Origin of the sequence: Micromonospora sp. NPDC000121, assembly GCF_042899165.1 — a bacterium.
GTDB lineage: Bacteria > Actinomycetota > Actinomycetes > Mycobacteriales > Micromonosporaceae > Micromonospora.
Map to the genome: position 1 here is coordinate 225619 of NZ_JBIAZP010000003.1, position 23820 is coordinate 249438.

Consider the following 23820-nt stretch of genomic DNA (forward strand, 5'->3'; position numbering starts at 1 on the left):
GACCCGCGTGCGCAGCATCCGCAAGACCCGCAGATCCGCGCTGACGGCCGGGCTGACCGCCGCCACCCTCGTCCTGTCCACCCTGGTCGGCGGCCCCGCCCGCGCCGCCGACCCCGTCCACGATCCGGTCGTCGAGATGCCCAGCCAGTCCCGGCTCGGACTGGTCCTGACCGAGTACGCCAGCTTCCCGCAGTCGTTCCCCACCCCGGCGCCGACCGACCAGCGGCTCATGCGTACCGCCCGCATCAACACCATCATGGAGCTGCCCGACGGCTCCGGCCGGCGTGCCGTGCCGGACCTCAACGGCCACCTCTACCTGGTCAGGGACGGCGTGCCGCACGTCTACCTGGACGTCGCCGACACGTTCGCGCCGCAGTTCTTCTCCGGCCGCGGGCTCGGCCAGGGCTTCGGCTACGTCGCGTTCCACCCAGAGTTCGGCACCAACGGCCGCTTCTACACCATCCACACCGAACAGGCGTCGCTGGCCACCAAGACGCCGGACTACGCCCAGGCCAACGCCATCTTCCACGGGGTGATCACCGAGTGGACGGCCACCGACCCGGCCGCCGACACGTTCGCCGGCAGCCGGCGCGAGGTGCTGCGGATCGGCTTCGCCGGCCAGGTCCACGGCGTCCAGGAGATCAACTTCAACCCGACGGCGAAGCGCGGCCAGAGTGACTACGGGCTGCTGTACCTGGCCGTCGGCGACGGCGGCACCGGCGTACGTAACACCGAGCCGCAGAACCTGGGCATGGTGCACGGCAAGCTGCTGCGCATCGACCCGCAGGGCACCGACTCGGCCAACGGGCAGTACGGCATCCCGACGGACAACCCGTTCGTCGGCCGGGCCGGCGCCCTGGGGGAGGTCTACGCGGTCGGCTTCCGGGACCCGCACCGGTTCAGCTGGGACCCGGCCACCGGACGGATGTTCCTCGGCCACATCGGCGAGCACGCCATCGAGGCGATCTACGAGGTGCGCGCCGGTGACAACTTCGGCTGGAGCGAACGGGAGGGCGCGTTCGTCTTCAACAAGGCGGGCAGCGCCTGCGACAAGCTCCTGCCGCTGCCGCCGAACGACGCCGACTTCGGCTACACGTACCCGGTCGCGGCGTACGACCACAACCCGGCACCCGGCTGGAACTGCACCTCCGACGTCGGTGTCGCGGTGGCCGGCGGGTTCGTCTACCGCGGCAACGAGCTGCCCGCGCTGAAGGGCAAGTACGTCTTCGGTGATCTGGTCGACGGGCAGGTTCTCTACACCGAGGCGCACGAGATGCGGCGCGGCCACGACCTGGCCACCATCCACCGCCTCGCGCTCTTCAACGCCGCCGGCGAGCCGGTGCGCATGCAGGACCTCTCCGGCCCCGGCGCCCCGGGCAACCGGGAGCGGGTCGACCTGCGTTTCGGCACCGACGCCGCCGGCGGGCTCTACCTCCTCGCCAAGGCCAACGGGAGGATCTGGAAGGTGACCGGAACCCGGGAGTTCGCCGGTGGCGACGTCGGCGGCACCAAGCTGCACAAGCCCTCGGGCCCGGACGGTTGGGCGCCGGTGACCCCGTCGAAGTGGCAGTTCGACGGTGACGAGGTGATCCTCGCCGAGGCGGGCGTGAGCCGGCCCGGCCCGCGCCGTCCGTTCGAGTACGCGGTGGTGACCGACGGGCCGCAGTGGTCGTCCGTGGAGATCGAGGCCGACGTCCGGCTCGACACGCCGGTCGAGGTGAGCAACCGCGACGTGATCATCGTCTTCGGCTGGCGCTCGGACACCGAGTTCTACTACGCCCACCTGTCGACCGACAACACGATCCTGCCGCACAACGGCATCTTCAAGGTCAACAACGCCGACCGGCAGCGCATCGACTACCAGTGGAACGGCCGGTCGCGCGGCGCGAACCCGGCGATCGTCGACGCCGACTGGCACAAGGTGCGCGTCGTGCACCTGCCGGCCACCGGCGAGATCGCGGTCTACGTGGACGGCAAGAAGGACCCGCTGATGACCGCGAAGGACACCACGTTCGGCTCCGGGCGGGTCGGCTTCGGCTCGTTCGACAACATCGGCCGGCTGCGTCACCTGACGGTGACCGGAACCCCGGCCTGAACCGGTCCGGCGGGGACGACGGCCGGGCCCGTCGTCCCCGCCGGGGACGGGCAGTGTGCGGCACCCGGCCGGCCCGGGTGCCGGAGATGACCCCTGAGGAGGGTGCGACGATGACGGCACGTGTCCCGATCGGCATCGTGATGAACGGCGTGACCGGGCGGATGGGCTATCGGCAGCACCTGGTCCGGTCGCTGCTGGCCATCCGCGAGCAGGGCGGCGTACCGCTGCGCGACGGGAGCCGGCTCTGGCCGGAACCCGTCCTGGTCGGGCGGAACGAGGCCAAGCTGCGCGACGTCGCGGCCCGGCACGGGTTGACCGACTGGACGACCGACCTGGACGCCGCGCTGGCGCGACCGGACGTCTCGATCTACTTCGACGCGCAGGTCACCAGCGAACGGGAGAAGGCGATCGGGCTCGCCGTCGCGGCGGGCAAGCACATCTACACCGAGAAGCCCGTCGCCACCACCCTGCACGGCGCGGTCGAGTTGGCGCGCGCCGCCGACGCGGCCGGGGTACGGCACGGCGTCGTGCAGGACAAGCTCTTCCTGCCCGGCCTGCGCAAGCTCGACCGGCTCGTGCGGGGCGGGTTCTTCGGCCGGATCCTGTCGGTGCGCGGCGAGTTCGGCTACTGGGTCTTCGAGGGCGACTGGCAGGAGGCGCAGCGGCCGAGCTGGAACTACCGGGCCGCCGACGGCGGCGGCATCGTCGTCGACATGTTCCCGCACTGGCACTACGTCCTGGAGCAGATCTTCGCGCCGGTCCGGGCGGTCACGGCGCACGTCACCACCCACATCCCGCGCCGGTGGGCCGAGGACGGTCAGCCCTACGAAGCGACCGCCGACGACGCCGCGTACGCGATCTTCGAGCTGGACGGTGGCGTCGTCGCCCAGATCAACTCCTCCTGGGCCGTCCGGGTGAACCGCGACGAGCTGGTCGAGTTCCAGGTCGACGGCACCGAGGGCAGCGCAGTCGCCGGCCTGCGTCGCTGCCGCGTCCAGCACCGGGCCGCCACCCCGAAGCCGGTCTGGAACCCGGACCTGCCGTCCACCGACGACTTCCGCGCGCAGTGGCAGGAGGTGCCGGACAACGAGGTGTTCGACAACGGCTTCAAGGCGCAGTGGGAGATGTTCCTGCGGCACGTCGCCGAGGACGCCCCGTACACCTGGGATCTGTGGGCCGGCGCGCGAGGTGTGCAGCTGGCCGAGCTGGGCCTGCGGTCGGCGCGGGAGGGCCGGCGTGTCGAGGTGACGGAGCTGCGGTCATGACGCGGACCGTCAACCTGCCCGACGGGCCGCTCACCCTCTCCGGGGCCGGGCGCGAGCACGTCACGCCCGGCGCCCGCTTCACCAGCCGGGTCGCGTACGCCGCCGCGCACGTCGTCGCCGATCCCCGCGCGGAGAACGTGCCGGGCGCGCCCGCCGCGGTCGACTGGGACGCGACCCTGGCGTTCCGCCGGCATCTGTGGTCGTACGGGTTCGGCGTCGCCGAGGCGATGGACACCGCCCAGCGTGGCATGGGCCTGGACTACCCGGCCGCGCGCGAGCTGGTGCGGCGCTCGGCGGCGGCCGCCCGGGCCGAGGGCGGCACGATCTGCGCGGGCGTCGCCACCGACCAGCTGCCGGCCGGCCCGGCCACGCTCGACGAGATCCGCAAGGCGTACGCCGAGCAGCTCGCCGACGTGCAGGACGCCGGCGCCCGGCCGGTGCTCATGTGCAGCCGCCACCTGGCCGCCGCGGCCCGGTCCGCCGCCGACTACCTCGACGTCTACGGCCGGCTGCTGGCCGACGCCGACGGGCCGGTGGTGCTGCACTGGCTCGGCCCGGCGTTCGACCCGGCCCTTGCCGGCTACTGGGGCGACGTCGATCCGGTGCGCGCCGCGGACACCGTGGTCGCGCTGATCGGCGCGCACGCGAGCCGGGTCGACGGCGTCAAGCTGTCGCTGCTCGACGAGGACTTCGAGGTCGCGCTGCGCCGGCGCCTGCCCGCGGGGGTACGGCTCTACACCGGCGACGACTTCAACTACCCGACCCTGATCCGGGGTGACGGCGAGGGCCACTCCGACGCGCTGCTCGGCGTCCTCGCCGCGATCGCGCCCCCGGCCGCCGCCGGGCTGCGCGCGCTGGACGCCGGTGACCTGGCGACGTACGACCGGATCCTGGCGTCCACGCTGCCGCTCGCCCGGCACCTGTTCGACGCCCCGACCTTCTACTACAAGACCGGCATCGTGTTCCTGGCCTGGCTCGCCGGTCACCAGGATCACTTCACGATGGTCGGTGGTCTGCAAGCGGGACGGTCGCCGGTGCACCTGGGCCGGCTGCTGCGGCTGGCCGACGCGGCCGGGCTGCTGCCCGACGCCGAGCTGGCCGCGCACCGCGCGCGAGCGTTCATGACCACGGCGGGGGTGGCGCAGTGAAGCGGTTCGCGCTCAACTCGGCGACGACGAAGCGGTGGCCACTGCCGGAGCTCGTCGCCGGGTGCGTCGACGCCGGGGTGTTCAGGGTGGGGCTGTGGCGGGAGGATCTGGCCGCTTACGGGGTCGAGCCGGCCGCGGCGCTGGTGCGGGACGCGGGCCTGACCGTCACGTCGCTGTGCCGCGGCGGGTTCTTCAGTGCTCCCGGCTGGCTCGACGAGAACCGGCGCGCCATCGACGAGGCGGCGGCGGTGGGCGCGCCGGTGCTGGTGCTGGTCTCCGGTGGCCTGCCCGACGGCAGCCGGGACATCGACGGCGCCCGGGCGCACGTGCGGGACGCGATCGGCGAGCTGGTGCCGTACGCCAGGGCCGCGGGGGTCCGGCTCGCCGTGGAGCCGCTGCACCCCATGTTCTGCTCCGACCGGTGCGTGGTCGCCAGCCTCGGTCAGGCCCTGGACCTCGTCGCGCCGTATCCGGCGGAGACGGTGGGCGTCGTCGTCGACACGTACCACCTCTGGTGGGACGACCAGGTGTGGGCGCAGATCGCGCGGGCCGGCCGGGAGAGACGCATCGCCTGCTTCCAGATCGCCGACTGGGTGACGCCGCTGCCGGCGGGGGTGCTGCTCGGCCGGGGGCTGCCCGGCACGGGCTGCGTCGAGCTGCGCCGCTTCCGGGAGGCCGTGGACGCGGCCGGCTACGCCGGACCGGTGGAGGTGGAGGTCTTCGCCGATCAGGTATGGGCACGGCCCGGCCGGGAGGTGCTCGACGAGGCCGTCGCCGGCTACCTCACGCACGTTGCCTGAGCGGACGCGCTACCGCCCGATCACACCGGCGGGCGGCGGTGAGGTCCAGGATGCCGCCCGGCGGTGGAGACGGGGTTCGCCTCCACCGCCGGGCGGCCACAAGGTCAGTGCGCCGACAGGGTTCCGCTGATCTCGTTGGGGGTCGCGTCGAGCGTCACCGACCTGACGAGCTTGCCGGTGGTGAGATCGAGCCGGTGCACGGTCTTGGTGGCCGGTTCGGTGATGTAGGCGTCGTCACCGCGGACGAACAGGGCCGGGCGGGGCTCCTGCCAATCCATCGGCTCCTTCCAGGCAGCGACCGCCGGCCACGAGTTGGTCGGCTTTCCGGAGTCCGGATCGACGACGTGGAGTTTGCCGTCGGTGCCGAGGATCAGACCTTCTCCCTGCGGGCCGCGGGCCAGTGAGCGGAAGCTGTAGCTGACGCCCTCGGGCATCGGCACGACCTGGATCTTCTGGGCCGCCGTGTCGACGAGCGCGAACTGTTCGGGGAACTCCCGTTCGGCGTCGGGGTCGATCTTGTAGTCGCCGAGGAGGACGGGCGACTTGTCGGTGCCGACCTGAGTGGCGATGGCGCCGTACGCCCGATCGCTCTTGATCTTGACGAATGCGCCGTTCTTGAACAGCAGCACGCCGTCCTGGCAGCCGAAGGCCACGATCTCACCCTGCGCGACCGCCTCGCCGTGCACGCCGGGGCATTCCTCGCTGCGGGCGATCTCCTTGCCGTCCTTGTCGACCGCGATCGCGCCCGGGCGCGACTCCTCGGTGCCGAGGGTCACCACGAGGGTGCCGTCGGCGAGTTCGACGGCCACGCCGTGGTGCGGCTGCGCGGTCTTGTACTGGCGTCCCTGGGGCTTGCCGTTCGCGAGTTCCTTCGGGTCGAAGCTGGTCACCTCCCCGGTGCCGTCGGTGAACAGGATGGTGCGGTCGTTGTGCAGCACCACGTGGCCCGGCTTGGCGCCCGCGTAGGTGATGTCGGTCATCCTGCCGGCGACCGCGTCGAGCATCTGGAACCCGGACTCGGTGGAGACGACGACGTTGGTGTCGTTGCCGGCCGGGTTCACCCGGTTGAAGCCGGGCAGAGCAACGTTGTGCGCCACCTTCAGCGCCTCGCCGTCGAGTACGTAGATGCCGCCCTCGTAGGTGATCGTCAGCGGCTCCTTCACCGAGGCCACGACGGACGGTTCGGTCGTCGATCCGTCACTGTCCGGGCCGGACGCGCACGCGGTGAGCGCCAGGGAGGCGGTCACCAGGGCGGCCATGCCGCGGGTTCTGCGGTGGGTCACTAGTCCTCCTAAATGAAGTGACAATCATTTTCGTTAACCGTACAGGAGGGTTCCCGGGCACGGATCCGGGGTGGTTCAGCCGGAGAGGCCGCCGATGATCGCCTCGGTGTTGAAGCGCATCATCTCCAGGTAACTCGGGGCGTCGCCGTCGGCTTCACTGAGCGACTCGGAGTACAAAGCGATCACGCGTACCTTGATTCCGGCCTCCGCGGCGAGCACCTCGGCCAGCCGTGCCGGCTGCGAGGTGTCGGCGAAGATCGCAGGCACCCGATGGGTCCTGATGGCGCTGACCAGCGAGGCGAGATCGGAGGCGCTCGGCGACGCGAGCGTCGTGCCGCTCGGGACGATCGCGCCGATGACCTTGAGGTCGTAACGTTCGGCCAGATAGCCGAACACGTGGTGGTTGGTGACCAGGACCCGGCGTTCCGCCGGGATGCCGGCGAAGCGCTGCGCCAGGCTCGTCCCCAGCTCGCTGACCTTGCGTGCGTACGCGTCGGCGCGCTTCCGCACCACGTCGGCGTCCACCCCGTCGACGTGCCCGATGATCTCGTCGGTGAGCAGCCGCACCGCCGTGACCACCCGCGTCGGATCCGTCCAGAAGTGCGGGTCCGGAAGCCCGGCGGCGTCGCCGTCCTGGTACTCCATCGGTTCGATCCTCGCCCCCACCTCGACGGTGTTGACGCCTTCGGCTTTCGCCGCCTCGACGTGCTGCAGGACGCCTTCCTCGAGCCCCAGGCCGTTGCAGACGACCAGATCGGCCGTCTGCATGGTGTGCGCCTCCTGGGCCGAGATGGCGAACGAGTGCGGGTCGGCGTTCGGCTTCATGAGCACGCGGACCTCGGCCTGGTCGCCGACGATCTCGGTGACGACGTCGCCGAGGATGTTCGTGGTCACCACGATGTGCGAGCGATCCGGTGAGGTGCACGCGGCGCCGGCGGCCAGCAGGCCGGCCGCGACGGCGAGCGCCGTCATCAGCCTGCGTGCCCTCATCGGCCGACCTCCACAACGAGATCCGGTTGTTCGGCGACCTGCAGCGTGCGGGCGGTGCGCAGCCCGTCGCGATAGTCGATCTCGTGAATGACCCGGGCCTCCGGATCGGCCAGGTAGGCGCGGTTGACGTCCAGCGTCAGGCTGGAGGCGCCCAGCGGTTTCTCGGCGAGGACCTTGCCGGTCCCAAGGTCGTAACTGACCAGATTGCCGGACGCGTCGAGGGCGAGCACCGTGCTGCCGTCCGCCGGTGACGCGACGGCCATCAGTTCGCGGCCGCCGGCCGGTACGTACCGCAGGGTGGCCTTGGCCGCGTTCACCGACCAGATGCCGGTGCGGTCGGCCACCGCGGCCTCGTTACTGCGCGGTCGGTACCCGAACTCGTCCGGCGACACCGGCGTACGCGGGGAGGTCGGCACCTTGGCGGTGAGCTTGTCGCCTTCCAGCTTGACGCGTACGAGTTCGTCCTCACACGCGAGGACCGCGCCGCCGCGCAGGACCGCCCAGCCGCGTGGCGCCGCGCAGGGTGTCTGCAAGGCACCGGTCGGCCGGCCGTGTGCATCCATGGCGATGATCCGGTTGGCCGGCTGTTGCGGATCGTCGCCGACGGCGACGAGGAGTTGGTCCGCGTAGGGTACGGCCAGCGGCGTGGAGCTGGTCGAGTCGATCGTGGCCAGCTTGACCACCTTGCCGGCCTCGAGTTCCCGGCGGTCGAGGATCGTCACCCGCCCGTCGGCGGTGCCGATCGTGGTGTGGGCCGCGAAGCCGGTGATCGTCCTGATCGGGGCGTCGAGCGACAGCGTGCCGACGGACCGGGCCGCTGCCCGGTAGTAGTGGACGTGGTCGGTGTGATCGACGGTCCAGACTCCCGCGTCGACGATCTCCAGGGTGCGGTCGCCGTCATCGACGTAGACGAAGCGGCCGTCCTCGGTGAGCCGTTCGGCGCCGACCGACAGCCCGATCTCCTTCTCCGACGCGGTGCCCAGGTCGAACAGGCGCAACCGCTGAGCGCCGCGGGGCGCGTACGCGATGGCCGATTGCGCCTCGGAGAGTTCCGCGGCGCCTTCGACGTAGCCGTGCGGCGTCTCCTCCGCATCCTGTGGTCGGGTCGTCGAGCCGCACGCGGACATCGCGAGGGTGAGGCTCAGGGCGGCCGCGCCGAGGAGCCGCCTGGTACTGCTGGTGATCACACACTTCCTTCCGGTGTGGGGATGGAGGTTGGCGCGGGCGCCGGCGACCGGTGGCGTTGCGCCGCGGTCGTGATCCGGCGTGCGCCGAGAATCGCGAAGAACATCAGTACGGCGACGGCGGCGATGGTGGCGCCGGCGGCGGTCGCCGCGTACCAGGAGATCCACAGGCCGGTCACGGTCGCGGCCGAGCCGATGCCGAAGCTGGCGAGCATCACCGCCGGGAGCCTGCGCGCGACGAGCATCGCCGCCGCCGACGGCGCGATCAGCATGCCGAAGGCGAGCAGTGTGCCGACGACGCTGAAGGCGACCGCCATCGTGATGGTGAGCAGGGCCAGCATCGCGGCGTTGGCGATGTCGGGGCGCAGGCCGAGGGTTCGGGCCTTGCGCGGGTCGAAGGTGAGCGCCAGGAACGGCCGGTAGCAGACGGCGGAGGCCACCGCGACCACGACGAGCGCGGCGGCGAGCAGCAGCAGGTCGGGCCACCGGATCGCCAGTACGTCGCCGAACAGGAACGCGGTCAGGTCGGTCGCGAACGACCGCGAGTGCGAGACGACGATCACCCCGACCGAGAGCATCCCCACGAACAGCAGCCCGATGCTCGTGTCGCGCCCGAACTCGCGGCTGTGCCGCAGGGCGTTGACGCCGACCGCCATGGCGAACGCGCTCGCGGCGGCCCCGATGACGAGGTTGCCGCCGAGGATCGACGCGATGGCGACCCCGGGCAGCATGCCGTGGCTCATCGCCTCGCCGAGGAAGGTCATGCCCCGGGCGATCACCCACGCCCCGGCCAGGGCGCACACCGCGGCCAGCAGTACTCCACCGACCAGTGAGCGGACGACAAAGGACACGGTGAACGGTTCGAGCAGTGACGCCATCACCCGGCCGACTATAATGCAACTGATAATCGATTTCGTTAAGGGGTGGCGTTGAGCGTCGAGGTCCTGGCCGCCGAGCACGTGGCCTTTCGGTACGCCGGTGTCCCTGTCCTGTGCGACGTGAGCCTGCGCGTGGAAGCCGCGTCCACGGTCGCGGTGACCGGCCCGAACGGCTCCGGCAAGAGCACTCTGTTGCACCTGCTCGCAGGTGTCGAACAACCGGCCGAGGGCAGCATCCGGCGCCGAGTCGGCTGCCGGGTGTCCTTGCTTCCGCAGCGCACCAGCGGCATCGACGCGCTCCCGCTGACCGTCGCCGAATGCGTCCAGATCGGACGCTTCACTCCGCGCCAGCGCCTGAACCGTGGCGACCGCGCAGAGGCAACCAAGATCATGGAGCGGTTGGGCCTCGCCCACCTCGCCCGCCGACGGCTCCGCGAGCTGTCCGGCGGCCAACGCCAACGCCAACGCACCCTCGTCGCGCAGGCGCTCGTCCAGGTCGCCGACCTCTACGTGCTGGACGAACCCACGGTCGCCCTCGACGCGGCGAGCCGACTACACGTCCACGACCTGCTCGCCGAACGGGTCCGCGCCGGCGCGGCGGTGATCTTCGCCAGTCATGAGGCCGATGACGCCGCACTCGCCGACCACACGGTGCGACTCGGCGCCGGCGGACGTGTGCCGCCATGCCCGACGCCCGGCCACGATCTCTCCGATCCACATGGCGCCGATCGCTAGGAGCCGGGCGCCCGTTGGATCGCCCACCGCGCAGCCGCCGCATAAGGCGCTCCGTGGACGTGATCGTCCGTGTCCGTCCTGGGGGACGCGCCAGCGCTCCGCCACGCCGGAGGGTGGTGAGGTCGGGAGGTCCGCGCATCGGTACCAGTTCCCGCTTGCTGGACCGCCGTCTCCGCGCCGAATCCCGGTCCGTGCGGAGTTACGCGTGGGTGTGGTGACCCGCCTTGACGACCTGGTCGTACTCACTGCGCCGGGCGTCGTAGGCGGCCTCCAGGAACGCCTCCGAGTCCGGTCCCACCGGCAGCCGCAGCGGCGGCGACTCCATCTGACCGAGCCGCCAGACCACGTCCGCGAAGAGCTCGGGGGAGTTCACCTCGACCTTGGTGTTCATGCTGCGCAGCGCGCCGAGCAGCCCGTCGCTGACCGGTGTGTAGTCCGCGATCCGATGCTCCGGCATGACGAGGTTGGCGCTGTACCCGGTGGCGAAGCCACCCGGCTGCAGGATGGTCACCTTCACCCCGAGGTGCCCCGCCTCGGCGGCCAGCGACTCAGCCGCTCCCTCCACCGCGAACTTGCTCGCCGTGTACGCGGCCAGCCCGGGGAAGGGAACCATGCCGGCGACCGAGCTGACGAAGATCGCGTGCCCGCAGCGCTGCGCCCGCCACAGCGGCAGCACCGCCCGGGTGAGCCGCCACGGCCCGAACACGTTGGTGTCGAACTGTGCGGCGAGGTCCGCGTCGGAGACCTCCTCGAAGGTGCCGAACTGGCCGTAGGCCGCGTTGTTGACCAGAACGTCGACGCCGCCGAAGGCGTCCACCGCCCGCCTGACCGACTCCGCGCACTGCGCCGGATCCCGTACGTCCAGGGCGGCGGCCACCACGTTGCCCGGATGCTGGGCCACCAACCCGTCGAGGGTTTCCGGCCGTCGGGCCGTCGCCACCACCTGTTCCCCCTCGGCGGCGAGCCGGGCCGCGAGGGCCCGACCGAGTCCGCTCGAACACCCCGTGATCAACCAACGCTTCGCCATCGCTCCGACCCGCCCAATCCAGAGGGTTACCTGCCGACAGCAGACTGTCAGAGCCGGTGGCGGCGGTGAAGAGACAACGGCTGTCGCCAACCGGATTCGTCGGGTACCCGGCGCAGCGCCGGCCGCTGGCTGAGGGGCAACGGCACGAGCGGGCGCGGCCTGCTCGCTTGCACGTTGCGGCCAGCGGGTGGACATCGACGCCGTTGCGCGTTGGCCCGCCGGTGGAACCGAAGTTACGGCCCGACAACGACGTTCGCGAGCGGCTCGCCCGCCGCGTACCGCCGAACCTGGTCGACCAGCAGTCGGCGGGCCCGGGGTGTCAACGCGGCGGTCAGGCCGCCGACGTGCGGGCTGATCAGGACGTTCGGTGCGGCCCACAGCGGGTGGTCGGCGGGCAGCGGCTCGGGTTCGGTGACGTCCAGGGCGGCGTGCAGCCGGCCCGTGCTGAGCTCGGCGAGCAGCGCCTCGGTGTCCACCACCCGCCCCCGTGACACGTTCACCAGCAGGGCACCGTCGGCCATCCTGGCGAGGAAATCCTTGTCCACCAGGCCCTCGGTGTCCGGGGTCAGCGGCGTGGCCAGGATGACAACATCCGCTCCTGGCAACAGCTCCGAGATTTCGGAAACCGGCCGTACGCCAGGGCGGGCGCTGCGTGCCACCCGGCTGATCTCCACCTCGAACCCCACCAGCCGGCGCTCGATCGCAGCGCCGATCGAGCCGTACCCGACGATCAGCACCCGGGCGTCGGCCAGCCCGGTCGACCAACCCGAGGCCCAGCGGCCCTCGCCCCCCGCCCGGACGAAGTCCGGCAGCCGGCGCCGGGCGGCGAGAGTGAGCGCCACGGCCAGTTCGGCGGTGGCCGCGTCATGCACGCCCCGGCCGTTGGCCAGGATCAGGCCGGGCCGCAGGAACGGCAGGACATGGTCGTAGCCGGCGGTCACGGTCTGCACCACTGTGAGCCGGGGCATCCGGGCGATCGGCTCGCAGAAGCGAGGATCAATGATCCCGTACGGAACCGCATAGAACTCGACATCGTCCAGGTTCTCGGGCATGGGTTGAGTACCGTCGTACAGCGCGACGTCAAGATCGCCAAGCTCGGCCACGGCGTCGGGGTGAGAGATCAGGTAGCGCACGGCGACATCATGCCTGTCGGGTCCTGGCACAGCGGCGGTGGTGATGTCGCCGAGGGCGTCCTGCCCTCTCGTCACGTACGGGTTCGCCCTGGTGGTGGACCGAGCCGAGCGCGACTACGCCCGGCCCGGGCGCGTGTGGGTCGCAGACCTCGAACCACCCGACACCCGGCCACGACGGTGTCGCATCGCAGCGGTGGGACCGGATCCACGGAACCGGCTTGACCCTCCCGCAGCGTGAGGCCGGAGGGTGGGGTCCATGAGCGACTACTACAACGCTTTCGAGATGAGTCCCGTGCCCGCTCCCGGCCCGGATGCGGTTGCGCCGGAGCCGTTCCGGGGCATCTATGGAATGCCCGCGTTCGCGACGATTCCCACGAGCGACTTGGCGGCGTCGGTGGACTTCTGGGTTCGCGGGCTCGGCTTCTTCGAGCTGTTCAGCATCCCCGGCAGGCTTGTGCATCTGCGCCGATGGGCGTTCCAGGACGTACTCCTCTCCTCGGCGACGAGCGTTCCGGCGCAGACACCAGCGATAAGCTTCAGTTTCGCGTGCGTGCTCAACCAAATCGATTCCCTTGTCGAGGCCTGTCGTGCGTTGGACCCGAACTCGGTCGATGGCCCACGGGACACTCCCTGGAACACCCGCGATGTGGAGGTGATCACCCCCGAGAACGCGCGGATCGTTTTCACCGCGGCGAAGCCCTTTGATCCGGCCAGTCAGGAGGCGCGTGACCTTGAAGCCATCGGGATCACCCCACCGGGCGTCGGTCGCGGCGACAATGAGGAGCATGCCTGATGCCACCGACGCCGATGGCCTGACCGTCGGTCAGGTCTCGACGCGTCTGGGCGTGACAGTCCGCGCGCTGCACCACTGGGACGACATTGGTTTGGCGCGGCCGTCGCTGCGCACGACTGGCGGATACCGGCTCTACACCGCTGGCGATCTGGAACGCCTACACCGCATCGTCGTCTACCGGGAGATCGGCCTCGGCCTGGACAGGATCCGGGCCATCTTGGACGACTCGACCGCAGACGTGCCCGACGCACTACGCGCGCAGCGCACCCAGATTGCCGAACGGATCGACCGCCTCCAGCAGCTCAGCGCCGGCCTGGATCGGATGATCGCCGCCCACGAGCGCGGCCTGCTGCTGACCGTCGAGCAGCAGGCCGCGATCTTCGGCCCCCGGTGGAACCCGGACTGGCCCGCCCAGGCCCGTCAGCGCTACGGAGACACGACGCAATGGCAGCAGTACGCCGAACGCTCAGCGTCTCGCAGTCCGGAGGAATGGCAGGCCATTGCCGGCGCCGTTGCTGACCTCGACCGTGCCCTCGGGGACGCGATGGACGCCGGTGTCACCCCTGGCAGCCCAGAAGCGAATCAACTCGTCGAGCGGCACCGTGAGGTGTTCACTTCGTACTTTCCCCTCACCAGGCAGATGCAGGTCTGTCTCGGCCGCATGTTCGAGGCCGATCCGGCATATGCTGCCCACTACGACGGCATCCGCGCCGGCCTTGCCACGTGGTTCCGTCAAAGCATCGACGCCAGCGCACGCGCCCACAACATCGATCCCGGCACCGCCACCTGGCAGTAGAGCGCGGGTCCGGAACCTTCACTCGTGGGGGCGTCTGACGCCTTCACGAACCCGGACGTTCTCATGACTCACGCAAACGCCCGCCTGACCCCGTGCGGAAGACGGCTGATCATCGAGCGGTCTACAGCTAACGGGCCTGGTTCGCCTCGCGAACGATTGCCCAAGCGTCGGCGACCGGGCCCAGGTGTCCGAGCTTGTCGGGGTTGATCACCGCACGGATCGTGTGGATCTGCCCGTCGAGGATGTCGAGCGCCAAGGTGTTGACGACCTTGCCGTCCCGGTCGCGGAAGATCGCGCCCGGCTGACCGTTGACCTCATGCGGTTCCACGCTGCCGCCGATGCGGATGAACGGCGCGACGATCGCGGCCAGCACTCGAGCCACGTTCTCAGCGCCGAACACTCCCGCGCCCCAGAGCGGGGCCTTGCCGCCGCCGTCGCCGACCATTCGCACGTCGGCGGCGAGCAGGTTGCGCAGCCCGTCGAGGTCGCCTTCCCGGAAGGCGTCGAAGAATCGCCCGGCGAGTTCCTTCCGCTCCCCGCGGTCGGCCGCGAACCGGGCGCGTCCGGCGTCCATGTGGCGGCGGGCCCGCACCGCCAGCTGGCGGCACGCCGCCTCGGAGCGTCCCACCGCCGAGGCGACCTCACCGAAGCCGAACCCGAACACCTCCCGTAGCACGAAGACCGCCCGTTCCAGCGGGCTGAGCCGCTCCAGCAGCAACAGGGCCGCCACGGACACCGAGTCGGCCAGCTCGGCGGACCGCTGCGGGTCCTCATACGGGTCGTCCAGCAGCGGCTCGGGGAACCACGGCCCGACGTACTTCTCGCGCCGCACGCGCGCCGAGCGCAGCACGTCGATCGCGATCCGGGACACCGTCGCCGACAGGAACGCCTTGGCCGACGCGGGTTGGGTCGGGGAGGCGTCGTAGCGCAGCCAGGTCTCCTGGACGGCGTCCTCGGCCTCGCTCACGCTGCCCAGAATCCGGTAGGCGATGGAGAACAGCAGCGGCCGCAACTGTTCGAACTCCTCAACCCTGCTCACGCCAGCTCATCCTTGAAACCCTGCCGCCACGACGGGTAGCGCAGCTGCCAGCCGAGTTCCCGCTTGGCCTTGGCGTTGGAGAAACCACGCCCCTCTGTCATCATCGTCACCGCGACTTCTCCGGCGAGCACCCGAGCCAGCCAGACCGGGACCCGCATCGGCCTCTTGGCTCCCGCACACGCCGCCAGATAGGGCAGCCACTGATTGGCCGGGGCCGGCTCATCGTCGACGATGTTGAACACACCCCTCACCTTGCGCTCGACGGCCAGGACGGTCGCGCTGGCCGCGTCGTCGAGATGCACCCACGAGCTGTGGCCCTCGCCGTTTCCGACGATCGGGTACTGCCGCTTGCGCACGAGTTCGACCTGATCGTCGGTGGCACCCGGCCCGTAGAACGCGCCGTACCGCAGGACCGCGCCACCACCTTTGACGACCACCTCCTCCAGGTGGCGGAGCGCCTGCGCTCCCTTGCCCGTGCTGGTCGGATCCAGCGGGTCTTCTTCGGTCTTCACCCATCCGCCCTCACGGATGCCGTTCCACGAGGCATAGCTCTGCGCGACGAAATGCGACACGCCGGTTGCTTCGGCGGCGGCCAGCAGGTGGTCGGTGCCCTCGGTGCGTAGCCGGTTGGTGGTGGCGAACCAGCGGTCGAAGTGCTTCATGTCGGGCTTGCCGGAGATAGCGGTCATCTGGTGCACGATCGTGTCCGGTCGGGCCCGGGCCACCGCCTCGCCGACCGACATCACGTCCAGTCCGTCCATCACGACCGCCTCAGCACCCAGCCGCTCCAACAGAGGCAGCTTGGCCGCGCTCGTCGTCGTCGCTATCACCTCGTGGCCACGCGCCACCAGCTGCGGCACCAGCCGCCGCCCCAACGCCCCGGCCCCGCCGGCCACGAACACCCGCATGATCATCACCTTCGACGTGAGTGTCTGTCTCCGCCACCCAAGACGAGACAGCCTGGACCGGCTGTGACATGGAAGGCACGACAGCCGGCAAGTGATCGTTAGCAGTCGCCTGCCGGCCGACACCCCCAGTCTTCCTTCGGCAGTGAGGTGGCAGGCGACGGTTGGGAGATTCGGACGCAGGCGGGCTTCGGGGCCTCGGGTCGCAGCGGGAATCCCGCGTCCGATGTGACGTGGCACCGCTCTCCGACCCTCAACCTCGATGCTCTTCGCAGGTGGAGTGCCATGAGACAGGCGGTCGGATAGTCGTCGACGGGCTCAGCCGGTGCCTCACACGTCACAGAACGGCCCGACTGTCTCGTCTCGGGGCAGGAAGGCTCGGGCCTCGCCGCGTGGGGGGCACGTAACCGTACGCCAGCCGCCGTTCTCCACCGCCGCGAGCCCGCAGTTCCTGACCAACCCGGGACACTCAAGAACAACCAGGAGGGCCAGTGGTCATGCGTATCGCCGTCTTCGGAGCCAATGGACCCACCGGCCGCCTGCTCGCCGGCCAGGCGCTGGCTGCAGGGCATCAGGTCACCGCGGTCACTCGGCAGCCGGACTCGTTTCCACTGCGCCATGATCGGCTCGAGGTGGTCGGTGCCGACGTGCTCGATCCAGCGGCCGTCGACGCCGCAGTGGCGCGGCGGGATGCTGTGCTGTCGACGCTCGGGGTGCCGTCTGGGAAGCACCCGATCTTCACCTACTCGCGTGGTGTAGCCAATATTGTCGCTGCGATGAACCGGCATCGGGTGCGTCGGCTCGCCGTCGTAAGCTCAAGCGGCGTCGACCCCCACCCGTACTCCGACGGCGGATTCCTGTTCAACCGAATGCTGATGCCATACGTGACGCGGGTGCTGGGAAAGACGATGTACGACGACATGCGCCGGATGGAAGCGTTGGTCCGCGCCAGCGATCTTGACTGGACGATCTTACGTCCGAGCGGGCTCTACCACCTGCCGTCGGTCACCGACTACACCCTCGTCGAGGGCCACGCCGATGGCAGGTTTACCGCCCGCGTGGACCTGGCCGCGAGCATGCTGGCCATGCTGGACGACGACCGCTACGTCCGCGCCACCGTCAGCCTCATCACCACCGCCAGCAACCCCACCCTGCTCCAGTGGATCAGACGCGAAGCACTCGCGAAGCGCTGAGCCCACCGGTGACCACGGTGACCGCTCTACGCTCGACGTCGGGTATCAGGCGGTCTGCCCCGTGGCGGTGCCGTCGATGGCCTTGTCGCGCACGAGTCCGCCGTTGATGGCGGACTGCTGTATGGCGGTGTTCTTCAGCAGACCGACGTAGGCGGCCACGGCGATGCCGAAGTTCACCACTACCGCGTAGCCGACCTCGACCACGTTGAAGGCGACACCTGCCTCCGTGGCGCCCAACCACGCCTCGAGGAACGCCTTCAGGGCGGCCAGCGCGAGCAGCACCAGGCCCTTCGGGCCGGCCGACCATGACTGCCGCATGAACAGCGCCGCTGCGAGCGGCAGCAGGATGGTGAGTGCCAGCGACAGCACGCCGGCCAGGTTGGGGGCGAACAGGTAGGTGGGCAGCTCGGGTAGGACGATGGAGTCCATGGCCCCTCCTCTGGGTGGTTGAGGTGGTGATTGATGGTCGTCGTGGTGACGTCTCGGCAGCGTCACTGGCGGCGAAGACGGTGGGGAACACGGCTGTCGTGGTCGGCGTGGAGCAGGCGTGGGCGGCGTGCGAGAGTGTGGGCCCGGCGGCGGTCAACGACCTGACTGCACCGCCCTTGAGCAGGGAAGGCAGCCCGGATGTTCAACACCGCACGCCTGCAGGTCGTCCTCGAGATCGCCCGCCACGGCACCATCGTCGCCGCCGCGGAGCAGCTTCGGCTGAGCCCGTCCGCGGTCTCCCACCAGCTCGCCACGCTGGAACAGGAGGCCGGGGTGGCGCTGGTGGAGCGGGGGCCGCGCAGCCTGCGGCTGACCGCCGCGGGTCAGCGCCTGGCGGACTACGCGCAGCAGATCGTCGATCTGATGTCGGCCGCCCGGGGAGAACTGGCCGCGCACGGCAAGGGCCGTCAGGGACTGCTACGAATCGGATTCTTCGCCACCGCCGGCACCGAGCTGCTGCCGCGCGCCCTGTCGAGCTTCACCCACGACCATCCGCAGGTGGAGCTGGCGCTGATCCTGGGGCAGCCGCACGAACTGCTGCCCCGGCTGCACCAGGGCGAGCTGGACCTGGTGATGGTCTTCGACCATCCGTTGAGCCCGGCGCAGAAGTCGCCGTACACGAAGGTCCAGCCGCTGATGGTGGACCCGCAACTAGTGGTGCTGCCCACCGGCCACCCGCTCGCCGGGCGACGGCGGCTGCGGCTCGCGGACCTTGCCGCCGAACCGTGGATCACCACCCTTGGCGTGCAGGGTGAAGTCTCGGTGCTGGAGCTGGCGGCGCGGGCCGAGGGCTTCCCGCCGCGGATCCGCTGCCGCAGCGACCACTACGAGGTGGTGCTGGGTCTGGTGCGGGCCGGTGTCGGGGTGGCGCTCGTGCCGTCGCTCGGCCTGGGTGATCCCGGCGGGGTGGCGGTGCGGCAGCTCGCCCACGCGAATCTGCACCGGGAGATCGGCGTGGCGCTGCGCCCCGGCAACCCCAATCCGGTGGTCGGCAGCTTCGTCGAGCGGCTGGCCGGCGCGGCGGCGACGCTCAGTCAGGAGCTGTCCGAGCGGTGGGCTCCGGCGAGCCGGTCGACCGCCGTGCCCCAGCGCCGCAGCTCGGCCACGGCGGCCCGCTCGGCCCCGGGCTCGAACGCGGCGATCACGGCGTAGACGACGGTGTGCCGGCCGGACACGATCCCGGTGTCGGCGCGTACCCCGGTGTCGGTGCCGGTCTTGTTCTCCACCCGGACGCCGTCGCTGGACCACGGGTCGTGGCCGACGGAGTCGGCGACCATCGTGCGGTCGGTGTTGCCGGCGAGCCAGCCGCGCAGCAGCCGGCACGCCTGCGGGCTCTGCCAGGTCCCCGTGGCCACGTCCGCGAGGAAGGCACAGAGCTCGTGGGCGGTGCCGGTGGCGAAGGTCTGCGGCACGTCGGGGCCGCGCTCGGCCCGGATCCGGTCGTGCACGGTGGAGTTCCGCATCCCAGCGCGGCGGGCCAGCTCCTGCACGGCATCGAGGGTCACAAGCCGCAGCAGGGCGTTGGTGGCGGCGTTGTCGCTGACCGCGGCGACCGCCGTGGCCAGGTCGGCGACCGTCCACCGCCGAGGGGACAGCTGGCCGAGCAGTCGGGTGCCGCCGACCTGCCGGTCGGTGTCGAGCAGCTCCAGCGGCTGGTCCGGCGCGAGCGTGGCGTCGGCGAGCCGCCGGGCCACCTCGGCGAGGAGCAGCACCTTGCCGACGCTGGCCAGCGGCAGGGCAAGGTCGGGGTCGGCTGAGACGGTGCGCCCGTCGTCCAGCCGGCGCACCATTGCCCCGACCCGCACCGCCGGGCTCATCGCCGCCCCGGCAGGGCGGGCTGCCGGTCCGGCACGGCCAGCACCCGGCCCGGCCGCGCGTCGGTGACCTCACCGCCGTCCACGACGATCCGGCCACCGACCACGACCAACCGCACGCCCTGCGGAGGCGCGAGCGGATCGTCGTACGTGGCGCCGTCGGCGACCCGCTGCGGGTCGAGGACCACCAGGTCCGCGTGGTACCCGTCGGCGAGCAGCCCGCGGTCTGGTAGGCCGAAGCGGCGGGCGGGCATCGCCGTCATCTTGTGCACCGCCTCCGCCAGCTCCAGCAGTCCCACGTCACGAACGTAGTGGCCGAGGACCCGGGCGAAGCTGCCCGCCCACCGCGGGTGAGGGCGGCCTCCCTTCGGTACGCCGTCGGAGCAGAGCATGGTCAGCCGGCTGGCCAGCACCCGGCGTACGTCGTCCTCGTGCATCGAGTGGCTGAGGATGGTGACGTCGCCGTGTTCGGCGGCCAGCAGGTCGCAGGCGTAGTCGACCGGGTCGACGCCACGCGCGGCGGCCAGCTCGGCGATCGTGTGCCCCTGGGCGTCCGGGGTGCGCGCGGCCGACGCGACCCGGATCAGGTCCCAGCCGCCGTTGCCCACGGTGTTCTCCCAGCCCGGCACCCCGGCGACCAGGTCGGTGCGGATCCGGTCGCGGACCGTCGGATCGGCGACGGCGGCCAGCATCGCGGGCACCCCGTCGGCGATCAGCCACGGCGGCAGCATCGCGTGCAGGGCTGTGCTGCCCGCCGTGTACGGGTAGACGTCGCAGGTGACGTCGAGTCCCTCGGCACGCGCCCGTTCGAGTCGGGCGAGGGTGCGGACGGTGGCGCCCCAGGCGCGCCGCCCGGCCGTCTTGTGGTGTGAGACCTGCAGCGCGGCCCCAGCCGCGACAGCGATCTCGATGGCCTCTTCGAGGGCCGACTCGACCTGGGACATCTCGTCCCGCAGGTGCGTCACGTACGGCTTGCCGTGCGCGGCCGCGATCCGGGCCAGCGCGATGACCTCGTCGGTGCCGGCGTTGACGCCGGGGGAGTAGATCAGGCCGGTCGACAGGCCGGCCGCGCCCGCGGCGAGCGCCTCGTCGAGCAGCCGGCACATCCGCCGGGTCTCCTCGGGCGTGGCCTGCCGTTGGGCGAAGCCGACGACCGCGGCCCGCAACGTTCCGTGTCCGACGAGGGCGGCGAGGTGGTTGCGTCGCGCCACGCCCTGCGCGTCGGCGAACTCGGCGAACGACGCGTACGCCGACGCGGGCGGACCGAAGGTCGCGGCGATCAGCTCCCGCACCGGCCCGACGCGTTCGGACGGGACCGGGAAGGGGCTGATGCCGCAGTTACCGCAGATCTCCGTGGTGACGCCCTGGAGCAGCGGCGCCCGGCGCAGCGCCTCCCGCCGCGCGTCGTCGCCGGCGAGCAGGTCGGAGTGGGTGTGCACGTCGATGAAGCCCGGCGTGACGGCCAGCCCGGTCGCGTCGACCACCTCGCTGGCGGGCGCGCGACTGCCCGGCGGTAGTAGCACGAGCCGCCCGTCCCGGACGCCCACGTCGGCGGGGCGGGCCGGCGAGCCGCTGCCGTCGATCACGTCCCCGCCGGTGACCAGCAGGTCCAACCGTGCCATCAGAGCACCTTGGACAGGAAGGCGCGGGTGCGGTCGTGCTGCGCCGCGGCGAGCACCTCGCGGGGTGGCCCCTGCTCGACGATCAGGCCCTCGTCCATGAAGACGAGATGGTCGCCGACCTCCCGGGCGAAGCCCATCTCGTGGGTCACCACGATCATGGTCATCCCGCTCGCCGCGAGGTCCTTCATCACCTCCAGCACCTCGCCGACCAGTTCCGGGTCGAGCGCCGAGGTCGGCTCGTCGAAGAGCATCAGCTTGGGTGACATGGCCAGGGACCGTGCGATGGCCACCCGCTGCTGCTGGCCGCCGGAGAGCTGTGCCGGGTAGTGGTGGGCGCGGTCGGCCAGACCGACCCGGTCGAGCAGGTCAGCAGCGCGTTGCCGCGCGTCGGCCGCCCGGACGCCCTTCACCGCGACGAGGCCCTCCATCACGTTCTCCAGGGCCGTGCGGTGCGGGAACAGGTGGAAGCGCTGGAAGACCATGCCGATCGACTCGCGTTGCCGGCGCAGTCGCGCGTCCGGCAGCGGTCGCAGCCGGCCGCCGCGCTCCTCGTACCCGATCAGCTCACCGTCGACGTAGACCCGACCCGCCTGCGGCTCCTCGAGGTGGTTGAGGCAGCGCAGCAGGGTGGATTTGCCGGATCCGGACGGGCCGACCACGCAGACCACGCGGCCGCGTTCGATGGTCAGGTCGATGCCGCGCAGCACCTCGAGGCGGCCGAAGCTCTTGCGCAGGGACCGGCACTCCACCATCGGCGGGGTCATCGCGCGCTCCCCGTGACGCGCAGGTTGCGGGTGATCCGCCCGCGCAGGGTCGCCGGAGCGGTGGCGCCGAAGCCGCGGCTGAATCGGCGTTCCAGGTAGTACTGGCCGATGCTGGCGACGGTGGTCAGGACCAGGTACCAGATGGACGCGACGATCAGCAGGGCGATCACCTCGAAGTTGGTCAGGTAGAGCCGCTGGGCGACGGTGAGCAGGTCGGCGCCGGCGATCACCGAGACGAGCGAGGTGGTCTTCAGCATGGAGATGAACTGGTTGCCGGTCGGCGGGACGATGATCCGCATGGCCTGGGGCAGCACCACCCGCTTCATGATCTTCGTGCGCGACATGCCCAACGCCGCCGCGGCCTCCTGCTGGCCGGGGTCGACCGAGCGCAGGCCGGCCCGGACGATCTCGCTCATGTAGGCGCCCTCGTTGATGCTCAGCCCGAGCAGCGCCGCGACGAATCCGGTGACCAGGGTGTTCGTCTCCCAGGTCACCAACTTCGGGCCGCCGAACGGCACGCCCAGCCCGATCTCGGGGAAGATCAGCGCGATGTTGAACCAGAAGATCAGCTGCACCAGCAGCGGCGTGCCGCGGAAGAACCAGACGTACGCGATGGCACCGGAGCGCAGGATACGGCTGTCGGAGACCTGCATCAGCGCCACGATGACGCCGAGCACCACGCCGATCACCATGGAGGCGACCGTGAGCTGGACGGTGACCCAGAGCCCTTCCAGGATGACCCGGTCGAACTGGTACTTGACGACGATGTCCCAGTGCAGGTTCGGGTTGATCGCGATGGTCCAGGCCAGCCAGGCCAGGACCAGGGCGGTCGCGCCGGCGGCCAGCCAGCGCCCCGGTCGCAGCGGGTGGCTGATCCGGTTCACCTCCGGGCCGGCGGGCCCGGCCTTGACCGGGCCCGTGACGGTCGCATCCACCGGTGTGCTCATTTCTGGTCGTTGACGGTCGCGGTCTTCACACCGCTGCCCTGCACGCCCCACTTCTCGAGGATCTTGGCGTACTCGCCCGAATCGATCAGCTCCTGGAGTGCGCGCTGGACGGCGTCACGCAGCTGGCTGTCCTTCTTGTCGATCGCGATGCCCCACGGGCCGGCCTCGTACTGGGCCTCCAGTACCTCGTACTTGCCGCTCTGCTGGGCGAGCATCTTGGCCACCGGGTAGTCGACGATGGTGGCCACCGCACGCCCGGCGTCGATCTGCAGCAGGCCGGTCGGGGCGTCCTCGCTCTGCGAGATGGTCATCTTCTTGGCGCACGAGGCGTTCTGCTTCTCGCCGATGGCGAGGTTGGAGCTGCCCTTGGCGAGCACCACGGCCCGGCCGCACAGGTCCGCCAGGTCCTTGACCCCGGCCGGGTTGCCCTTCGCCACCATGATCGCGCCACCGGCCTGGAAGTAGTCGACGAAGTCGACGGCCTGGCGGCGCTCCGCGGTGTCGCTCATCGAGGACATCGCCAGGTCCCAGCGGTCGGCCTGCAGGCCCGGGATCAGGCCGGGGAAGCTGGCGTTGGTCATCTCCAGCTTGAGGCCGAGCCGGCCGGCGATCGCCGCCGCCAGATCCGGGTCGACGCCGATCAGCTCCTGGGTCCCCTCCTTGTACATCTCCATCGGCGGGTAGCCCTCGGCGGTGGCGACCCGGAGCACGCCCTTCTCCTTCAGGGCGGCCGGGACCAGGTCGGCGGCCTTGGCGTCGGCGGCGACCGAGGCGGAACCACCGGCCTGCGGCGTCTGACCGCTGGTCGAACGTCCGCAGCCGGTGACGGCGAGTGAGAGTGCGGCGAGACCGACGACAATGCGAAGCGCGCGCTTCCTGACCACCGGAAACCTCCTGCGTAAGACGATGGCGGGGACCCT

General features: G+C 70.9%; 23 protein-coding genes. 9 read left to right on the forward strand and 14 right to left on the reverse strand.

Features of this window, described 5'->3' with window-relative positions:
• Positions 1-7: 7 nt before the first annotated feature.
• From ACFY23_RS11590 to ACFY23_RS11605, 4 genes are all read left to right on the forward strand, one after another.
• Positions 8-2095, forward strand: coding sequence for a PQQ-dependent sugar dehydrogenase (locus ACFY23_RS11590; RefSeq protein ID WP_350682655.1), 2088 nt, complete (start codon positions 8-10; stop codon positions 2093-2095).
• A gap of 110 nt (positions 2096-2205) precedes the next feature.
• Positions 2206-3360: a Gfo/Idh/MocA family oxidoreductase gene (locus tag ACFY23_RS11595; protein ID WP_350682657.1), complete on the forward strand. Its 1155-nt coding sequence runs from the start codon at positions 2206-2208 to the stop codon at positions 3358-3360.
• Positions 3357-4508 (forward strand): DUF993 family protein, encoded by a 1152-nt coding sequence (locus ACFY23_RS11600; RefSeq protein ID WP_350682659.1) that lies wholly within the window; start codon positions 3357-3359, stop codon positions 4506-4508. The genes ACFY23_RS11595 and ACFY23_RS11600 overlap by 4 nt, the downstream gene beginning before the upstream one ends.
• Positions 4505-5308 carry a sugar phosphate isomerase/epimerase family protein gene (locus tag ACFY23_RS11605; RefSeq protein ID WP_350819442.1) on the forward strand — a complete coding sequence of 268 codons (804 nt, stop codon included), beginning with the start codon at positions 4505-4507 and terminating at the stop codon, positions 5306-5308. Before ACFY23_RS11600 ends, ACFY23_RS11605 begins: the two co-directional genes overlap by 4 nt.
• A 104-nt stretch (positions 5309-5412) precedes the next feature.
• Here ACFY23_RS11605 and aztD read toward each other — a convergent pair whose 3' ends face one another.
• From aztD to aztB, 4 genes are all read right to left on the reverse strand, one after another.
• Complete coding sequence (gene aztD, locus ACFY23_RS11610; protein ID WP_350677461.1) at positions 5413-6591, reverse strand: zinc metallochaperone AztD; 1179 nt, start codon at positions 6589-6591, stop codon at positions 5413-5415.
• 75 nt (positions 6592-6666) lie between these two features.
• Positions 6667-7581 carry a zinc ABC transporter substrate-binding protein AztC gene (aztC, locus tag ACFY23_RS11615; protein WP_350677459.1) on the reverse strand — a complete coding sequence of 305 codons (915 nt, stop codon included), beginning with the start codon at positions 7579-7581 and terminating at the stop codon, positions 6667-6669.
• The gene (locus ACFY23_RS11620; protein WP_350819447.1) at positions 7578-8708 is read right to left on the reverse strand and encodes a hypothetical protein; all 1131 of its coding nucleotides are present in this window, start codon (positions 8706-8708) and stop codon (positions 7578-7580) included. Before ACFY23_RS11620 ends, aztC begins: the two co-directional genes overlap by 4 nt.
• A gap of 56 nt (positions 8709-8764) precedes the next feature.
• Complete coding sequence (aztB, locus tag ACFY23_RS11625) at positions 8765-9643, reverse strand: zinc ABC transporter permease AztB (protein ID WP_350677470.1); 879 nt, start codon at positions 9641-9643, stop codon at positions 8765-8767.
• A gap of 45 nt (positions 9644-9688) precedes the next feature.
• Here aztB and ACFY23_RS11630 point away from each other — a divergent pair, with 45 nt between their 5' ends.
• Positions 9689-10378 (forward strand): ATP-binding cassette domain-containing protein, encoded by a 690-nt coding sequence (locus tag ACFY23_RS11630; RefSeq protein ID WP_387038447.1) that lies wholly within the window; start codon positions 9689-9691, stop codon positions 10376-10378.
• A 199-nt stretch (positions 10379-10577) separates the two neighbouring features.
• Here the strand turns inward: ACFY23_RS11630 and ACFY23_RS11635 are convergent, their stop codons facing one another.
• Positions 10578-11405, reverse strand: a complete 828-nt coding sequence (locus ACFY23_RS11635; protein ID WP_350677451.1) for an SDR family oxidoreductase — start codon at positions 11403-11405, stop codon at positions 10578-10580.
• A gap of 233 nt (positions 11406-11638) precedes the next feature.
• On the reverse strand, positions 11639-12538 hold the full coding sequence (locus ACFY23_RS11640; protein ID WP_350677450.1) for a 2-hydroxyacid dehydrogenase: 900 nt from the start codon (positions 12536-12538) through the stop codon (positions 11639-11641).
• 256 nt (positions 12539-12794) lie between these two features.
• Between ACFY23_RS11640 and ACFY23_RS11645 the strand changes: the two genes are divergently transcribed.
• Together ACFY23_RS11645 and ACFY23_RS11650 are read left to right on the forward strand one after the other, a co-directional pair.
• Positions 12795-13331 carry a VOC family protein gene (locus tag ACFY23_RS11645; RefSeq protein ID WP_350677448.1) on the forward strand — a complete coding sequence of 179 codons (537 nt, stop codon included), beginning with the start codon at positions 12795-12797 and terminating at the stop codon, positions 13329-13331.
• Positions 13324-14127, forward strand: coding sequence for a MerR family transcriptional regulator (locus ACFY23_RS11650; RefSeq protein ID WP_350677447.1), 804 nt, complete (start codon positions 13324-13326; stop codon positions 14125-14127). Before ACFY23_RS11645 ends, ACFY23_RS11650 begins: the two co-directional genes overlap by 8 nt.
• 127 nt (positions 14128-14254) lie before the next feature.
• Here the strand turns inward: ACFY23_RS11650 and ACFY23_RS11655 are convergent, their stop codons facing one another.
• Together ACFY23_RS11655 and ACFY23_RS11660 are read right to left on the reverse strand one after the other, a co-directional pair.
• A complete protein-coding gene (locus ACFY23_RS11655; protein ID WP_350677446.1) occupies positions 14255-15166 on the reverse strand; it encodes an RNA polymerase sigma-70 factor in 912 nt (303 codons plus the stop codon).
• Entirely contained in the window at positions 15163-16074 is a 912-nt protein-coding gene (locus tag ACFY23_RS11660) for an NAD(P)-dependent oxidoreductase (RefSeq protein WP_350677443.1), read from the reverse strand. The genes ACFY23_RS11655 and ACFY23_RS11660 overlap by 4 nt, the downstream gene beginning before the upstream one ends.
• 494 nt (positions 16075-16568) lie before the next feature.
• On the opposite strand from ACFY23_RS11660, the gene ACFY23_RS11665 reads away from it, so the two are divergent.
• Complete coding sequence (locus tag ACFY23_RS11665; RefSeq protein ID WP_350677468.1) at positions 16569-17264, forward strand: NAD(P)H-binding protein; 696 nt, start codon at positions 16569-16571, stop codon at positions 17262-17264.
• A 45-nt stretch (positions 17265-17309) separates the two neighbouring features.
• On the opposite strand, the gene ACFY23_RS11670 is transcribed toward ACFY23_RS11665, so the two are convergent.
• Complete coding sequence (locus tag ACFY23_RS11670) at positions 17310-17693, reverse strand: hypothetical protein (protein ID WP_350677441.1); 384 nt, start codon at positions 17691-17693, stop codon at positions 17310-17312.
• A gap of 198 nt (positions 17694-17891) precedes the next feature.
• On the opposite strand from ACFY23_RS11670, the gene ACFY23_RS11675 reads away from it, so the two are divergent.
• Entirely contained in the window at positions 17892-18905 is a 1014-nt protein-coding gene (locus ACFY23_RS11675) for a LysR substrate-binding domain-containing protein (RefSeq protein ID WP_350677439.1), read from the forward strand.
• Here the strand turns inward: ACFY23_RS11675 and ACFY23_RS11680 are convergent.
• From ACFY23_RS11680 to ACFY23_RS11700, 5 genes are read right to left on the reverse strand one after another with little or no spacing between them, the layout of a single operon-like run.
• Positions 18788-19558: a serine hydrolase gene (locus ACFY23_RS11680; protein WP_350677437.1), complete on the reverse strand. Its 771-nt coding sequence runs from the start codon at positions 19556-19558 to the stop codon at positions 18788-18790. The genes ACFY23_RS11675 and ACFY23_RS11680 overlap by 118 nt on opposite strands.
• 8 nt (positions 19559-19566) lie before the next feature.
• Positions 19567-21189, reverse strand: coding sequence for a D-aminoacylase (locus ACFY23_RS11685; protein ID WP_350677435.1), 1623 nt, complete (start codon positions 21187-21189; stop codon positions 19567-19569).
• Positions 21189-21953 (reverse strand): amino acid ABC transporter ATP-binding protein, encoded by a 765-nt coding sequence (locus ACFY23_RS11690; RefSeq protein WP_350677432.1) that lies wholly within the window; start codon positions 21951-21953, stop codon positions 21189-21191. The genes ACFY23_RS11685 and ACFY23_RS11690 overlap by 1 nt, the downstream gene beginning before the upstream one ends.
• Complete coding sequence (locus tag ACFY23_RS11695) at positions 21950-22900, reverse strand: amino acid ABC transporter permease (RefSeq protein WP_350677430.1); 951 nt, start codon at positions 22898-22900, stop codon at positions 21950-21952. Before ACFY23_RS11695 ends, ACFY23_RS11690 begins: the two co-directional genes overlap by 4 nt.
• Positions 22897-23784: an ABC transporter substrate-binding protein gene (locus tag ACFY23_RS11700; RefSeq protein ID WP_350677428.1), complete on the reverse strand. Its 888-nt coding sequence runs from the start codon at positions 23782-23784 to the stop codon at positions 22897-22899. The genes ACFY23_RS11695 and ACFY23_RS11700 overlap by 4 nt, the downstream gene beginning before the upstream one ends.
• Between the last annotated feature and the right edge of the window lie 36 nt (positions 23785-23820).

Bases quoted from the DNA above. Each gene is read 5' to 3' on its own strand.
- ACFY23_RS11595 (WP_350682657.1), top strand. From the start codon at position 2,206: ATGACGGCACGTGTCCCGATCGGCATCGTGATGAACGGCGTGACCGGG.
- ACFY23_RS11600 (WP_350682659.1), top strand. From the start codon at position 3,357: ATGACGCGGACCGTCAACCTGCCCGACGGGCCGCTCACCCTCTCCGGG.
- aztC (WP_350677459.1), bottom strand. From the start codon at position 7,581: ATGAGGGCACGCAGGCTGATGACGGCGCTCGCCGTCGCGGCCGGCCTG.
- ACFY23_RS11620 (WP_350819447.1), bottom strand. From the start codon at position 8,708: ATGTCCGCGTGCGGCTCGACGACCCGACCACAGGATGCGGAGGAGACG.
- aztB (WP_350677470.1), bottom strand. From the start codon at position 9,643: ATGGCGTCACTGCTCGAACCGTTCACCGTGTCCTTTGTCGTCCGCTCA.
- ACFY23_RS11635 (WP_350677451.1), bottom strand. From the start codon at position 11,405: ATGGCGAAGCGTTGGTTGATCACGGGGTGTTCGAGCGGACTCGGTCGG.
- ACFY23_RS11645 (WP_350677448.1), top strand. From the start codon at position 12,795: ATGAGCGACTACTACAACGCTTTCGAGATGAGTCCCGTGCCCGCTCCC.
- ACFY23_RS11650 (WP_350677447.1), top strand. From the start codon at position 13,324: ATGCCTGATGCCACCGACGCCGATGGCCTGACCGTCGGTCAGGTCTCG.
- ACFY23_RS11660 (WP_350677443.1), bottom strand. From the start codon at position 16,074: ATGCGGGTGTTCGTGGCCGGCGGGGCCGGGGCGTTGGGGCGGCGGCTG.
- ACFY23_RS11665 (WP_350677468.1), top strand. From the start codon at position 16,569: ATGCGTATCGCCGTCTTCGGAGCCAATGGACCCACCGGCCGCCTGCTC.
- ACFY23_RS11670 (WP_350677441.1), bottom strand. From the start codon at position 17,693: ATGGACTCCATCGTCCTACCCGAGCTGCCCACCTACCTGTTCGCCCCC.
- ACFY23_RS11675 (WP_350677439.1), top strand. From the start codon at position 17,892: ATGTTCAACACCGCACGCCTGCAGGTCGTCCTCGAGATCGCCCGCCAC.
- ACFY23_RS11685 (WP_350677435.1), bottom strand. From the start codon at position 21,189: ATGGCACGGTTGGACCTGCTGGTCACCGGCGGGGACGTGATCGACGGC.
- ACFY23_RS11690 (WP_350677432.1), bottom strand. From the start codon at position 21,953: ATGACCCCGCCGATGGTGGAGTGCCGGTCCCTGCGCAAGAGCTTCGGC.
- ACFY23_RS11695 (WP_350677430.1), bottom strand. From the start codon at position 22,900: ATGAGCACACCGGTGGATGCGACCGTCACGGGCCCGGTCAAGGCCGGG.